This is a genomic window from Bacillus methanolicus, assembly GCF_028888695.1.
Taxonomy (GTDB): domain Bacteria; phylum Bacillota; class Bacilli; order Bacillales; family Cytobacillaceae; genus Bacillus_Z; species Bacillus_Z methanolicus_B.
In genome coordinates, this window is sequence record NZ_PNFF01000002.1 from 1018397 (window position 1) to 1033854 (window position 15458).

At 35.9% G+C, this 15458-nt stretch carries 14 protein-coding genes, 1 CRISPR repeat array and 1 riboswitch; of the genes, 10 read left to right on the plus strand and 4 right to left on the minus strand.

All coding sequences use genetic code 11. The features are described 5' to 3' along the window. Nucleotides 1-209: 209 nt before the first annotated feature. The gene (locus C0966_RS16700; protein WP_274856782.1) at nt 210-695 is read right to left on the minus strand and encodes a QueT transporter family protein; all 486 of its coding nucleotides are present in this window, start codon (nt 693-695) and stop codon (nt 210-212) included. A gap of 8 nt (nt 696-703) precedes the next feature. Further along, nucleotides 704-748: riboswitch (PreQ1 riboswitch) on the minus strand. Between the two features lie 411 nt (nt 749-1159). On the opposite strand from C0966_RS16700, the gene C0966_RS16705 reads away from it, so the two are divergent. Next, the gene (locus C0966_RS16705; RefSeq protein ID WP_274856783.1) at nt 1160-1582 is read left to right on the plus strand and encodes a DUF1801 domain-containing protein; all 423 of its coding nucleotides are present in this window, start codon (nt 1160-1162) and stop codon (nt 1580-1582) included. A 146-nt stretch (nt 1583-1728) separates the two neighbouring features. Here the strand turns inward: C0966_RS16705 and C0966_RS16710 are convergent, their stop codons facing one another. Beyond that, nucleotides 1729-2991 carry a hypothetical protein gene (locus tag C0966_RS16710; protein ID WP_274856784.1) on the minus strand — a complete coding sequence of 421 codons (1263 nt, stop codon included), beginning with the start codon at nt 2989-2991 and terminating at the stop codon, nt 1729-1731. Between the two features lie 114 nt (nt 2992-3105). Beyond that, nucleotides 3106-3411, minus strand: coding sequence for a DUF3892 domain-containing protein (locus C0966_RS16715; RefSeq protein WP_274856785.1), 306 nt, complete (start codon nt 3409-3411; stop codon nt 3106-3108). 661 nt (nt 3412-4072) lie between these two features. Here C0966_RS16715 and C0966_RS16720 point away from each other — a divergent pair. From C0966_RS16720 to C0966_RS16745, 6 genes are all read left to right on the plus strand, one after another. Further along, nucleotides 4073-5089, plus strand: coding sequence for an ABC transporter substrate-binding protein (locus C0966_RS16720; protein WP_274856786.1), 1017 nt, complete (start codon nt 4073-4075; stop codon nt 5087-5089). A 21-nt stretch (nt 5090-5110) separates the two neighbouring features. Continuing rightward, nucleotides 5111-5983 carry an ABC transporter ATP-binding protein gene (locus tag C0966_RS16725; protein WP_274856787.1) on the plus strand — a complete coding sequence of 291 codons (873 nt, stop codon included), beginning with the start codon at nt 5111-5113 and terminating at the stop codon, nt 5981-5983. Nucleotides 5984-5986: 3 nt separating this feature from the next. Next, entirely contained in the window at nt 5987-6817 is an 831-nt protein-coding gene (locus tag C0966_RS16730; protein ID WP_274856788.1) for an ABC transporter permease, read from the plus strand. A gap of 14 nt (nt 6818-6831) precedes the next feature. Continuing rightward, nucleotides 6832-8184 (plus strand): LLM class flavin-dependent oxidoreductase, encoded by a 1353-nt coding sequence (locus C0966_RS16735; RefSeq protein ID WP_425535953.1) that lies wholly within the window; start codon nt 6832-6834, stop codon nt 8182-8184. Nucleotides 8185-8545: 361 nt separating this feature from the next. After that, nucleotides 8546-9163: a hypothetical protein gene (locus C0966_RS16740; RefSeq protein WP_274856790.1), complete on the plus strand. Its 618-nt coding sequence runs from the start codon at nt 8546-8548 to the stop codon at nt 9161-9163. 170 nt (nt 9164-9333) lie between these two features. Then, nucleotides 9334-9750 carry an SEC-C metal-binding domain-containing protein gene (locus C0966_RS16745; RefSeq protein WP_274856791.1) on the plus strand — a complete coding sequence of 139 codons (417 nt, stop codon included), beginning with the start codon at nt 9334-9336 and terminating at the stop codon, nt 9748-9750. 92 nt (nt 9751-9842) lie between these two features. On the opposite strand, the gene C0966_RS16750 is transcribed toward C0966_RS16745, so the two are convergent. Then, nucleotides 9843-10172, minus strand: coding sequence for a nucleotide pyrophosphohydrolase (locus C0966_RS16750; protein WP_274856792.1), 330 nt, complete (start codon nt 10170-10172; stop codon nt 9843-9845). Between the two features lie 342 nt (nt 10173-10514). Further along, a CRISPR array of direct repeats spans nt 10515-11949; the repeat unit is 30 nt; unit sequence GTTTTTATCTTACCTATGAGGGATTGAAAC. Between the two features lie 340 nt (nt 11950-12289). On the opposite strand from C0966_RS16750, the gene C0966_RS16755 reads away from it, so the two are divergent. The 3 genes from C0966_RS16755 to cas7b all read left to right on the plus strand — a co-directional run bounded on the left by C0966_RS16755 (nt 12290) and on the right by cas7b (nt 15455). Continuing rightward, nucleotides 12290-12424, plus strand: a complete 135-nt coding sequence (locus C0966_RS16755) for a hypothetical protein (RefSeq protein ID WP_274856793.1) — start codon at nt 12290-12292, stop codon at nt 12422-12424. Nucleotides 12425-12529: 105 nt separating this feature from the next. Then, complete coding sequence (locus C0966_RS16760; RefSeq protein ID WP_274856794.1) at nt 12530-14503, plus strand: TIGR02556 family CRISPR-associated protein; 1974 nt, start codon at nt 12530-12532, stop codon at nt 14501-14503. Nucleotides 14504-14516: 13 nt separating this feature from the next. Continuing rightward, the gene (gene cas7b, locus C0966_RS16765; protein ID WP_274856795.1) at nt 14517-15455 is read left to right on the plus strand and encodes a type I-B CRISPR-associated protein Cas7/Csh2; all 939 of its coding nucleotides are present in this window, start codon (nt 14517-14519) and stop codon (nt 15453-15455) included. Nucleotides 15456-15458 lie beyond the last annotated feature (3 nt).

Here is a 15458-nt window from a genome sequence, read left to right on the forward strand (position 1 = left end):
AATTCCGCGGAAAACACCAATAATTCCGCGGAAAAGTTGTATAATTCCGTAAAACCTCCCAAGAGGCCTCAATAGTACGGGATTAAGCACGGAAAGAATCAGTTTAAACATGTTGAAGAACCGAAGTTTAAAATGATGGAAGATTTCGATTTATAGATCTCCAAAAAAGAAGAGTTGCGGCTTCTTTGTACGCAACTCTTCATTTATGTCTATATCAATTTTTCGAAATTCACGCGCTTGTTTAGTGCATACATGATTGGTGCACCAACGATCATTACAACAAATTCGCCAATGGCAGTTGTCAGCCATGTATATAAGAAAGGCAAGCCAAATGCTAAATGAAGTTCCAGCGCTATGAGGAACATGGTGAAAGTAAACACCAAAGTATTAAACGCCATACGCGCCCATACGCCTTTTATAAAGCGCGCAGAAAAAATGGTGATTAATAAAGAGATAACAGTTTGTCCTACGCCAAATACAAGATCATATGCGACCATCGGCGAAAACAATAAATTGGTTAAAAAGACACCTAATACCATTCCGTAAATATATTTCTTGTTGAACACAACAAGATGGTTAAAAATTTCGGAAACCCGAAATTGTATTTGGGTAAATCCAAACGGCTGAATGAGCATGGAGACAGCAATATACAAGGCTGCCAAAATCCCATTCCCGACAAGTGTTTTGATATTCATATTGTATTCTCTCCTTAGTTTTTTATCGTGGGATGGTTTCGAACCACGTCGAGTGGACACTCGAAGAAAACATTATAATACACATTAAAAATTTGGTCAAAATAGAAGCCCGGCTGTACGAAACAGCTGGGCTTCTATTATCATCTATTTTGTTAGATGATAGGATAATTCTGAATGTATCGTGGATTACTATAGTAAGGCGGCCTTGGTCCAATTTATGAATTGAATAGCTATTTATAAAACCGAATTTCCATTATTTTAGAGGAAATCGATTTTTTGTATTAGCGTATTTACGTAACATAATGAAGTAAGAAATTTTCTCAGTTGATGACAAATTGAATAAAATAAACATTTAGATGACATATTGTTATATTTAAGAAAGTTGTTTTTCAATCAATTTAAAATGATATAATTTTCTGAAAAATATATTATCTTAAAGGGAAAGGAAAGGAGAGATTCTAATTATGTACGAACTAAAAACAAAAGAAACCGACAACAGTGTCATTGAGTTTATTGAAAATATCGAAAGCCCCAAAAAACGTGAAGACGCATATAAATTATTAGATATTTTTACTGAAACGACAGGTTATAAAGCAAAAATGTGGGGACCAAGTATTATTGGATTTGGTTCATATCATTATAAATATGAATCCGGCCACGAAGGCGATGCACCGCTAGTCGGCTTTTCACCTCGAAAAGCCAAAATCAGTTTGTATTTAGCTGCGGGTGACACAAAACGAGATGAATTGTTAAAGGACTTTGGAAAACATACGACTGGAAAAGGATGTGTGTACATCAACAAAGTAGCAGATATTAATGTTGATGTTTTAAAAGCGTTAATTAACCAATCTATAAGTTATTTGAAAGAAACCTATCCTGATAATTAAGGTGTTTAAAGAAAGTTGATGACTTAAGAATTCAACTTATGGTACCTGACACCTTATTTGTTTAATAGAAAGTTGTCCTACCCCAATATAAGAACGCCCTGTTGTTTCTTACAGCAGGGCAACTTTACCGAGAATGAAGTAAAGGTTTAAAAGTCCTGCAGCTTTATCACATCACCGTTATTTGCAAGCACACCGTATTCACAATCTAATTTTCCGCACAATACATATTTTTTCTGTTCGAAATCATAGACATATACAGGTTTTAATTCAATCTTTGTCCTGATTTTTTCAAAAGCTGTTTCTTTACTAATTGTGATATTTTCAGATGCAGTGTATTGATCAAACATGTCTAAAAAAGACTGATTGTCGATATAATTTGCTGCTTCTAAGGTATTTGTATCAATCAAAACCATTAGTTTTCGCTGGTATACCCGCAAGTCATGTTGCAAAGGTTTCAGTTCCGCATTGATATACCTGTTGTCACGAAAAAAATAAGTAAGCTTCCATTTTCCTGAGTCATCCGGATATTGTTTGCGTAAAAAGTTGACAACAGCTTCAATGCTTTTATCTTGATCCAGCTTCGTAATCGGGAATGTATCAGGATGCGGCTCACGTGAGAAAGCCTGCTCAATTGTAATTGTTTCACTTATGTTGATTTCGCGCCTTTTAAAAGGTCCTGAAATAGATGCATCCCAATAAAGGACTTTATCTATTTTTATGTACGGCCTTACATCTGGTTCAAATGGAATTGTTCCGGTTTTGTCATTCTTTACATATATTTCTTCCAGCCCGTACATAGGTATACATTTTTCTTTTTTCGAAGAAGGAAACTCAAGAAGCTTAACTTGGTTTCTTGCGGTTTGTTCCAAATCTTTAAGAGAAAGGGAAAATAACTCTTCTTTAAACATCTCTTTAGAATGAAAGCTTCCATTAACGGAAAAAAGGGTCAATCTTCCATTCTCATCAAATTCAAAGTGAATGGAGCCTGACGGTGAGATCGGAATACCATTGAAACATTCTTCGAAATAAATGTTTAATTCTTCTTGTTTCCTGATCCTGAACTGTTTGCCATATAACAATCCTGTTTCTTTCTCAATCCAATGTATTATTTCATTGATATCGTTCGTATTAAATTTTAGTCCAACCGCCAGGGATGTTCCGCCGACAAAAATAATTCGTCTAAATCGACGACTGTTTATGTCTAAATCAATAACTGCTGTACCAACAGGATTGCAATCCTCATCTGTATGTTCCGATATATTGTTTGGATACCACTCCATCGACAACATATAATCGGTACCATTTAGTATATTTTTTTCACGATAGATATTAACGGTATGTAATTGATAGTGTTCCAGGCCTATTTTTTCTTTTGTAAAATTAACCAATTCTTTTACTCTCGCATCCATTTTGGATTTCCACGCTCTCCTGTGATTTTTTCTTTAACATTATCATAGCATGACCAATTTGCAACAGGAGGTTCTATAGCAAAAAATGAAGAGCCTCATGCTCTTCATTTTTGATTAGAACTCAGGTAATTCATCTAAGTTGTTTTCTTTGATTCCGTCAGGTTCGCTTCTTAATATATCACGTCCGTATTTATGAAAGACGTCGACATTTGCGAGTTTACCTGCTTTTGCTTCCGAAAGAGCAGTAGGGTAATCAAGCTCCCTTCCAGAGCTTGTCTTAACAGCGATGATGTTATCATCTTCGTTTTTCCTGACAGCAATAATTTCTTCCTTACTTGAATTGTCCGGCGGTTGGTCAGTTTTAGCTTGTTGGGTTCCTTGATGCTTATATTGTTCGTATGCGTCTTCAAACTTGTTCATAGTCTTCCCACCTCCATTAATTTATGGTAGCCATTAGATGAAAGAATATGCGTGTTGGAAGAAATGTTTCAATTATTTATTTGATAATTTTCGTATTCATTCTTTAAAATTAAATAATGCACAATTCGTTGCATTATCTCTTGTCCAACTAACAACACCAATCTGAATGACGCTTGACGTCTTACTTATATAGGAAATTGCATCAAATTTTGTTATTGTCAAAAACCTAGTTGACAGATAAGATTAATTGGATTAAAATACACATAATTAATAATATTCAAACTTACATATGGTTAGTAAATATTGGTCAGTGAACGGAAATACATAGACATTGTTTTTTGTCTTATTTAAAGGGGAGATAAAGTTTGTGAGTAGTATAAATGAATAGTGAAGCTGATCGGAATACCGAAGGCTCCAGACTCTACAATTTGTAGGGATTGGAGCTTTTATTATTAGAAAGGCAGGTAATTGGATGAATGATATTGTTACAATTTCCGAGAGTTCCTCATAAGAATTCAGATCACCACCTAAATAAGTCAATTAAACCGAATAATGAGTGATGAATATATGGTTCTACCGGTCAACCGGAGACACGGATTCTATTTTATAGACTGTGTCTCTTTTTTAATTTATTTTGCATGAAACGCGGGGGGAAGAACAAATGAAGAAAAAATTAGTCAGCTTTCTAGTATTATTAATTGCTTTCATCTTAGCAGGCTGCGGAAATAGCAGTGTAAAGGGAAGTAAGGCAGAAACAAAACATGAAAAAACAACCATTGATTATTTAGCATTTACAGGTTCTGTTTATCCTGCGGAACTAGCAGAGGATTTAGGATATCTTGGACCAATCAAATTAAATTCAAAAGGATTTGTCAACGGAGGTCCTGAAAGCATTCAGGCAGCTGCGACAGGTGAAACAGATTTTGGGGGTGCATTTAATGGAGCGATTATTAAATTACTTGCAACAAATGCGAATGTTGAATGGGTCATTAATTATTATGGAACGAATGAAAAAACGTTTTTCGGAGCTTTTACAACAGAAGACAGCGAGATAAAAACAGCTCGTGATTTAATAGGCAAAAAAATTGCGATGAATACACTTGGAGCACACGGTGAATTTATCGTTAAAGAATATTTGAGAAAAAACGGCTTAACAGAAAAAGAAATTAAAAAGGTGACACTTTTAGCGATGCCGCCAATTAATATTGAACAGGCGTTGCGAAAAGGCCAAATTGACGTCGGACTTATCAATGGCGCTCTACAAGATAAAGCATTGGAGCGCGGTGGATTGAAACTTTTATTTAGTGATTATGACTTGTATGGGGCTTTCAGTGCTGGCGGATATGTTTTAAATAAAGACTTTGTAAAAGAAAATCCAAACACAGCGAAAAAGTTTGTTGAAGGGGTAGCGAAAGCCATCGAATGGTCAAAAACAACACCGCGCGAAGAAGTGATCGCTCGGATGGAAAAAATCATGAAAGAAAGAAATAAGTCAGAGGATACTTCTGCTTTGAAGTACTGGAAAAGTTATGGTGTAGCAACAGAAGGAGGAGTGATTCAAGAAAAAGAAGCACAGATGTGGATAAAGCAATTAGAGCAGGAGGGGCAGCTGCAAATAGGACAGTTAAAAGCTAAGAATCTTTTTACAAATAAATACAATCCCTATGCAAAAAAATAACTAAAAGGAGCTGTTCTTTTTATGAATCCGAAAATAATCTTAAGAAATGTTAGCAAAGAATTTTTAATAAAAAGCAAAGACACTAACGATGGCGTAAAAGATCAGAAATTTTCCGCTTTATCAAGTATTAATTTAGAAATTCAAAATGGAGAATTTTTCACGATTGTCGGTCCGAGCGGCTGCGGGAAATCTACACTTTTAGATTTGCTTGCAGGGTTATCGGAACCCACTTCGGGGGAACTGTTAATCGATAATCAGCCGATAATAGGAACGGGGCTAAATCGTGGTATTGTTTTTCAGCAATATGCATTATTTCCATGGAAAACGGCTCTTGGGAATATCGAATTTGGACTAGAAGCAAAAGGTATAGCGAAAAAAGAACGAATTGAGATCGCAAAAGAATATTTATCTTTAGTCGGACTTTCAAGGTTTGCCAATCATTATCCACATGAATTATCCGGCGGAATGAAGCAAAGAGTGGCGATTGCCAGAAGCTTAGCGTACGACCCGGAAATTTTATTAATGGATGAACCCTTTGCTGCCTTAGATGCGCAAACACGTGATACTTTGCAAATCGAATTATTAGCAATATGGGAAAAAACAAAAAAAACCATTGTCTTTATTACTCATGGTATTGATGAAGCTGTATTTCTTGGACAGCGAGTAGCCATTATGACAAGCAGGCCCGGTAAAATTAAACAAATAATTGATATTCCATTTACCGGTAAAGACAGAGATGAACATATGCGTTCCCACCATCTTTATGCCGAACTTAGAGAAGAAGTATGGAGCCATTTGCGCAAGGAAGTGATGAAAGCGCAAGTTAATGAATTAATTGATTTTCCGCCTCAGGCGGATGAACCAACCGGTATTTTCAAAAAAGGAGCGGTGTGATCAATGAGTAATATCGAACTAACTAGTACACTTCAGAAACGCCCCAGCAAAAGTCATTCTATTAAATGGCTTATGCCATTTATGAAAAAAACTGTGAAAAAAAGCATCATTCTTTTATTGTTGCTTGCTCTTTGGGAAGCTTTACCTCGTGCTGGGTTGGTGGATAGGGTGTTTTTGCCTCCCTTATCAGAGGTGCTACAGACGTGGTGGCAGCTCATGTTGTCAGGAGAATTAACAAGTCATATCAGCGCCAGCCTTGTTCGTTCTGTTTCAGGTTATTTTTTTGCTGTACTAATCGGCATTCCAGTTGGATTGATGATTGGGTGGTACACATTAGCTGGGGATTTATTAAATCCTGTTATAGAAGTGTTCAGAAATACAGCTCCGCTAGCTTTGCTTCCTGTTTTTACCTTGATTTTGGGAATAGGCGAAACATCCAAAATTGCAGTTGTTATTTATGGTTGCTTATGGCCTATTTTATTAAATACGATTAGCGGAGTAAGAAATGTTGACCCACTGTTAATTAAGTCTGCTAAATCGTTTGGATTGTCACCTTTTCAAATTTTTCAAAAAGTTATTTTGCCTGCTGCTATTCCTTCTATTTTCATCGGTTTACGATTGGCAGCTTCTCTTTCCATCCTTGTATTGATCGCTGCTGAAATGATTGGAGCAAAAGCGGGTCTTGGCTTTTTAATCAACTATTCGCAATTCAGTTTTCAAATTCCAAACATGTACGCCGGGATTATTACTATTTCATTTATTGGTTATCTAATCAACGCTGTGCTGATTAGGATAGAAAAAAAGTTCTCGAATTGGAAACCACAAAAAGAATAGAATAGGAGGAATCAATGGTGAGCAAAGGGAAAAGTCAAATGAAATTAGGGGCCTTTATAATGAGTGTAGGTCATCATGTAGCAGCTTGGCGTCATCCTGAAGCAGGAGCCACTGATATTTTGAATATTGATTTTTATAAAAATATTGCTCAAACAGCTGAGCGGGGAAAGTTTGACATGCTGTTTTTAGCCGATGTTCTCTCAGTACAAGATGATGATGCATCACTAAAATATAAGGCTTCTATTTACTTTGAACCGCTGACACTTTTATCCGCACTTTCAACTGTAACAAAGCATATCGGCCTTGCAGCAACAATCTCCACTTCTTATAATGAACCTTTTCATATTGCACGCAAAGTGGCTTCATTGGATCACATAAGTAAAGGCCGGGCCGCTTGGAATGTCGTAACTTCTAATTTGGAAAGCGAAGCATTGAATTTTAATAGAAAAAATCATTTAGAGCATGCTGTCCGTTATGAAAGAGCAAGAGAATTTTTGGAAGTTGTGAAAGGGTTATGGGACAGCTGGGAAAAAGATGCATTAATTATTGATAAGAAAACAGGGGTTTTTGCCGATGAGAAGAAAGTTCATACTTTAAATCATCAGAAAAGGTTTTTTTCCGTAAAAGGTCCATTAAATATTTCGAATCCTCCGCAAGGTCACCCGGTTATTATTCAAGCAGGTTCTTCTGAAGCAGGTAAACAACTGGCTGCAGAAACAGCTGATGTTATATTTACCGCTTGGCAAACATTAAAAGAAGCGCAGGCTTTTTATAAAGAAGTAAAAAGTCTAGTAGGAGATTATGGACGCTCTCCTGAAGATTTGAAAATTATGCCTGGCGTTTTACCTATCATAGGAAAAACAGAGCAAGAAGCAAAAGAAAAGGAACAACTTTTACAAGAACTTGTTCTTCCGGAACTTGGGGTATCGCTTTTATCTGGTTTGCTTGGGATTGATTTATCAACTTATCCGATTGATGGACCGCTTCCTGATTTGCCAAATGTCGATGAAATAAACGGCGGAAAGAGTCGTTATCAGCTTCTTCTTGACCTGGCTAAGAGAGAAAAATTAACAATCAGACAGCTTAGTTTGCGAATTGCTGGCGCAAGAGGCCACCGTACAATTAAGGGAACAGCAGAACAAATCGCCGATCAGTTGGAAGAATGGTTTATTAATGATGCGGCAGACGGGTTTAATATTATGCCACCATATTTCCCAGGAGGACTTGCAGATTTTGTTGATTTTGTCATTCCGGAATTACAAAGAAGAGGGCTGTTTAGAACAGAATATACTGGAAAAACCTTACGCGACCATCTTGGATTAAAAAGACCTGGTAATCAATTTGTAAAAGCTTTACAACAAACTTAATCTGAAACAATACTCATACTTATGTGTGCAAAAGATTAATTTTTCATATTGCGCCTAGTTAAGGATCATTTCTGCCAGGGGGTTTCTCTTTTCGTCTTGTCTTGCTTCTTTGACTGCTAGCTTATAGAAAGTTAATACTCAGAGCGATAACAATAAGAGGTATCGCTCTGAGTGCTTAGGGTCAGTCTTCATTGCGTTAAAGTGATGAGGGACTGACCCTTTTTGAATTTGCTTTTAGTACAATTTAATATGTTGTAAGATAAAACTGTTAAAGTAAATACTGAAAAACAGTTATCAATCTTTGTTGTTTACGGGATGGGAATTTTTATGATGTCTATTTTTACAGAATAGGGTGTTTAACATGATTGAATCAGGAAAAGTAAAAGAATTTCTTACACATGAAGAAGGGAGCATCCGCGAGTTTGCTGCAAAGTATTTTGCTGAAGGAAATTTCAGTGATGAAGATAAACTGGATATCATGCCGTTAATTTTGGAAAGCTGCGAGAAGTATAGTCAGCAAGAGATGATCAATCGGCTTGTGTTATCTTATGCACAAGAATTGCCGCAATCTACAGAGACGATTGCAACCATTCTTTCGAGGTTGGAAAAGAAAAAAGAGATTAATTATTGGTATGAGCCAATCATTGCCAATGCTTCACCTGATGTTGTAACTCCTTTCCTTGATGATCTGGACAATCTTCTTTCTGAACGAATTAAAAAAATTATCAGGCAGAAGCAAGAAATTGCTGCAAAGGACACCGAATCCCTACGGCGGGAGCTAATTGATTTTGGTGATAAATCGGCAGGGAAATATACAAATCAATTTGATTATAACTATGGTAAATATCTTGCCAGAGAACTTGCCGGAAGAAAGGATCTCTCTTCAGAATTAATTCTTGACCAGCAGGAGTTCCAATTTTACTCAATGCTTTCGCTGCTTCTTCTACATCTAAGTCACCTTCACTTGTTAACGCATTAATAAGCAAAGGTACCGAATCTGCCACCCGTCGTTCACCCAACATATATATCAGGTAAATATTTGTATAACCGCGATACTCATTCAAATCGTAGGATTGCAGCTACATTGTTTCATCCATTAAAGAGCGTTTTTTTCAGGAGGATTGGTCTTTCCGCTCGTTCGCATCCGGTGTGCTGGCAAATATTAAAAGAGAAGAAAGTGAAACTGCGATTCATGAGTTATTACAAAAAGAAGATGATTTAACTATTATTACTGTTTTGGCAGACGGACTATGCAAGCTGTTAAGTGTAAAGGGTATTCCAGTCGTGAAAAAATACATAGATGAGGATTATTACGACAGCGGGATGCTCTCACTTGAAGAGTCTCTCTATGTTACTTGTGTGATCCCCGGGGAAAAGCCGCCGGAAATGGAACAGTGGAAAAAAGAAATTGATAGAGATCAAAGCAAAACAACAAACAAAAGCAATTTTCTTCAAGTTCCGACACTGAATTTATTAGATGATTCAATGATAAAGACACAGCCATATGTTCGGGAAATCAAAGTTGGCAGAAATGCCCCTTGTCCTTGTGGAAGTGGGAAAAAATAGAAAAAATATAAGAAATGCTGCGAGAAATGATATAAGATAACAGGCACCGATTAGAAACAAACGTCCAATGATAGTGCCTGTCACTTTTTGCGTTATAGTTCATTGTATTTCTTGTTGCTACCGTAAGCTTTGTCAACTGGATACTTTAGTGCATTCTTTTCCATTTTATTTTTTGTAATTTTTTCTAGGTCCAATCCTAGGTTATCGGCCAATAAAACAAGATAAATGAAAACATCGGCCATTTCATCTTGGATATTTTGTAGATTATCAGAAACTGCTTGTTCACTCGTTTTCCATTGGAAATTTTCGAGAAGTTCTGAGGCTTCTATTGATATCGAAACTGCCAAGTCTTTAGTGTTGTGGAATTGCGCCCAGTTTCGTTCATCACGGAATTTAATGATTTCTTCTATAAATTGTTTCATAAAATCAACTCCTAATCTAATAGAAATTTCAATAATTCGATTATACTATTAACGTAAATATATTTTATTAGTACTCGATTACTGTAAAATATTAAAGTCAAAAATTTTATTTAACAATACAAAAAATACAGGTTATTACAAATGATAAAAATTTGTCGTCGACCCCCAATAGCGTATTAACTCCGAGGGATCGACGACAATGTTATTTTGAGAGTATTAGCGAGAAAAAACAAAGAACATAAAAGAAAATAAAGAATTGATACCATTTTCGTTTTAAGATAAAATAAAGTCAAATCAATTTTGATTATCCTTAAAATACTGTAATTTCAACGATTTTTGGGGGTTTTTATCTTACCTATGAGGGATTGAAACTTTTGTAGGTAAAGAAGTAATTCATTCAACAATTATAGTTTTTATCTTACCTATGAGGGATTGAAACATACAATGGGACGGGACACCAATAAAACTGTTTTTCGGTTTTTATCTTACCTATGAGGGATTGAAACTTCCATTCCATATAGCTTACTCGAATCAATCATAGAGTTTTTATCTTACCTATGAGGGATTGAAACTTTTAAGTCAACCATATATTTATATAATTGCTTTAGTTTTTATCTTACCTATGAGGGATTGAAACCCTACTGTAAAACGTTGTAATTCACTATATGAAACGTTTTTATCTTACCTATGAGGGATTGAAACATCCAAGTGGCTACGACCTAGAAGCTGAAAATTGGAAGTTTTTATCTTACCTATGAGGGATTGAAACAACTAATTTAAACTCGTTATCATCTTTTGTTCAACGGTTTTTATCTTACCTATGAGGGATTGAAACTAGGCTTTTCGATACGCAGAAACAAGGTCATTATTGAGTTTTTATCTTACCTATGAGGGATTGAAACCATATAGAATAAAAAATCGGAGGAATCGATAATGAACGTTTTTATCTTACCTATGAGGGATTGAAACGTATTTTGCATGGTGCAGCGGTTGACCGAAAAGGTGTTTTTATCTTACCTATGAGGGATTGAAACTAACTATATATCTATAATAGTAACTAATAGCTATAAAATCGTTTTTATCTTACCTATGAGGGATTGAAACTGTAGCAGTGCCATGTGGCAAACGGTCCTTCAAAGTGTTTTTATCTTACCTATGAGGGATTGAAACTTCATCCAGCGGGCTAATTCTTTCTGACATCTAGAGCAGTTTTTATCTTACCTATGAGGGATTGAAACCTCGCTGAAATTGACAACTATGAATCGTTGCTATTCACAAGTTTTTATCTTACCTATGAGGGATTGAAACCGATGATCGGCCCGAATGGATGAAACAAGAGGACAAGTTTTTATCTTACCTATGAGGGATTGAAACTCTTGCTGATCCAGCGCTTGTGCTCTGGATCATACGAAGTTTTTATCTTACCTATGAGGGATTGAAACCTATATCGTTGATCGAAAAAAAGATATGGTGATCAGCGGGTTTTTATCTTACCTATGAGGGATTGAAACAATTTCTCAAAGTTTTCCTTTTTATCTTCCTGAATGTTTTTATCTTACCTATGAGGGATTGAAACGTGGAATGGAATCTGATTTGGAGTTTCCATCGAATGGAGTTTTTATCTTACCTATGAGGGATTGAAACCACTGTTAGGGTAATCAGAAACTTCAACCATGTTCGGTTTTTATCTTACCTATGAGGGATTGAAACAAGAATATCATTTTTGCTTGTTGTTGCTCTTCCATTGGTTTTTATCTTAATTATTATGGATTGAAACATCGCTGCTCAAAATCAGGCAAAGCTGATTGCAAAGTTTGAATCTTAATAAAAAGGATATGAAATCAATAATAACTCAACATGAAAAAATGTTATGTTTAAATTATACATTTAGTGTATATAATTACCATTAGTATCTTAGCTTATAAAAGAATTGAAACATTAATAATGTGATCATTATCTTACCTATCAAGGATTGAGTAAACTTTCAGACAAAGATTAATAAACTTTTTCTTAATTCTTAATTAAAACTTGATAAAAAACTATGTTGCTTCTGAATAAATTTAATTAATAATGTAATCATATAAACACACAGAAGTTATTAACGAGGAGGCATAAAAATGTTTGAGAGAAAAGTCATTAATATATCGATCACATCAATTATAAAAGATGGAAATCATGTAAGGAAAATATCGAAAAAAGTCTATTTACATGAAGAAACAAAAAGGGAAAATTGGATTTTTAAAAACCGATAAAATCCAAAACAAGCCGTATGTTTAAACAATTTATTAAATTTCATGAAAAATATTGAAAAAACAGTAAATATTGATAAAATTTTTCTCAAAAGGAGGTGCAAAATTGTGATTAAAACAATCCACACTCTTGGCAATAAGTATTTAACTGAGGAAAACCCATCTGTTATTCAAGCGATTACTTTACCGATTGCAAAGCCAAATGGTGCAACCAAATATGTCATAATTGTTGATTTTTCTATTACAGAGAAAAAAGTAAAACTAACACCAAAAGAAATAAGTGAGTCTACGTCTTTGGAGTTGCTATGGATTGGTACTGCGGATGGAGCAGCGAGCCCACAATGGTATGGAACAGTGAGCAATGTCGAATATTTGCTTAGTCAAACAATTACAAATCTCCTCGAGCGTTGGAATCAAGAGAATTCCTACTATTCTCTTTTAAAGCAGGCACAAGATAATTTTTTCTTGGATCTTGGCGCGGCAAAAAAATCAGATGAACGATACCGCTATGTTTTTAATCCGGCATATATCGGGAGCGAATTAAAGGAAAAAGATGCGAAAAAGGCCATTAAGGAAACAGCGAAACTGTTTCAAGCTTATATTGAAAAAGAAGCCAATGTGAACATAAAAGATGTCCTTTTATATTCTCTAGCTATTGATGGACAGCTCGTCGTTTCGCATCCAGAGTATGAACGGCTTGTGATCGAAGAGAAATTAAGCGTATTTGAAGATGCGAAAAAGGGGGTATGTGCTCTTACAAACAATGACACCCTTGTCACAGGCGAAACAACAAAATTAAAATTTAACTACTACATAAACGATAAAATCAGTTTTGCAAGCGGCCTAGAGAAAAAATCATTTCTCAAAAACTTATCCATCAGTAAAGACGCTTATCAAGCAATTATGGCAGGAGAAGCGTATATTCTTCGCAACTTTAATACTCGTTTCAGTGGCCTCCCTTGTTATATCATCCCAGATTTCTTATACGATTTACCGTTTAAAGATGTTCTTCTTCAAGATATAAGCAATCGTATTAGTGAACTTGTTAGGACAGTTAAAACAGTCGAAACAGCTGAAGCATTGCATCGAGACATCGAAGACTACAAAGAATTCGGAGATCAAATAGACAACCATATTTCGTTGCATTTTCTCTTTTATACCAAAGCGCAGTCAGCATTAAAGGTAAACAAGCTATTATCTGATGTTCCTCTAACTCATTTGCGCCGACTGGGCTACGAGATGCGAAAAGCAAGAGAAATAGGACAGCGCTTTTTTAAGAACGAAAAATTTAACCTCGGCTTGGAACCGATCTATTATTTAATTCCTATGCGTGTTCAACGCGGGGAAAACTTTGAGAAACGTAAAATTTTACAAGTATACGAGTCACTATTAACGAATAAACCGCTTTCGTATCAATGGCTAATTGCGCAATTTGTGCAGCTTGGGAAGGTTCACATGTACGCGAGCTATAGTCTTTATCAATATAGCGATAAAAAAGAATACAATGATTTTAATTTGGTAGAAGCTATGGTCCGAGCACAATTGTTCTTGAAACTGTTGCAAAACCTTAACTTAATTAAGGAGGAAAGGGAGATGACAAAGGTTACATATGATTTGCCTGATACTGATATTGTCGAGTATATGGAGACGATGAATTATGATATCGCGCAAAGTTCTTTATTTTTGCTCGGCTATTTAATCGCGAGGATTGGTTCTGCGCAAGTTGTCAAAACAAATGAACGAGCAGAAGCGCTTGGACAAGCCCGGGGCGGTAAAACAGCAAACAAACCGATTTTATCGAAGATTAATTATCATGGCATGAATAGGCAAAAACTGATGATGCTTTCAAGCGAAGTATTTGAAAAGTTGGGACAACTTAAAATTAATTCCTTACAAAATGAAGCTGTTTATGCGGAACATAAACGTCTTTTTGATACAGCATTGCAGGAAAAATGGAATTTATCCGATCGTGAAAGCGTTTTTTATTTGTTATCAGGCTACGCATATGGAACAAAGCGGATTTTAAGAAGCGCGAAAAAAGACAATCCGTCATCTGAATACGAAGAGTTAAGCAATAAATAGGGAGGAATTAATGATGAACAATAGTGAAATTCTATTTCTTTATGACGCCAAACTTACGAACCCAAACGGTGATATTGATGAAGAAAATCGTCCACGCATGGATTATGAACGTTCGTTAAACTTAGTGAGTGATGTGCGTTTAAAACGTTATATTCGTGATTATTTGGAACAGCTTGGAAATGAAATTTTTGTAGGTAAAGTCGACGGAGAAACGGTGAATGCGACAGAACGCATTAAGCGTTTATTTGAGAAAAAGTATGATGGAAAAGTGAACCTTAATAAACTATCAAAAGAAGAACAAGATTGGATGCTTGACCAATTCATCGATGTCCGTCTGTTCGGTGCGACGATGCCGATTAAATCGGAGGATAAAGGAAGCTCAATGACGTTTACTGGACCGGTTCAGTTTAACTGGGGATATTCGTTAAATAAGGTCACACTTGTCGAGTCGGCAAGTATTTCATCGCATTTCGGTTCAGATGATAAAAACGACGGTGGGAATATAGGTAAGGATTATCGTGTGTATTATTCTTTTCTAGCTTTTCATGGGATTATAAGCGGTCACCGCACGGCGCATACAAGATTAACAGAAGAAGATGTTCGATTGTTTGATCAAGCGGTTGTTAAAGCGATTCCATTGAGCGCGACACGTAGCAAAGTTGGCCAATATCCGCGTTTGTACGTACGTGTGGAATATAATTCTCCTGAGTTTATTGCCGGCGATTTGCGAGATTTGGTGTATTTGGAAGAAACAGAAGGGCTGCGTAGCATTTCGGAAGTAGATTTGCATATTGATCAACTTGTAAATAAATTACTGGAAGTAAACAGTGAAATTTCAAGTATTCACTACTGGCAAGATTCTAACTTGATGTTGAATTATGAAGGGCAAAAAGGTATGCTAACAGCTCTTTTCCCATCCGAGTTGGCGGATAAACTCGTTCCTGTAATGTAAAAA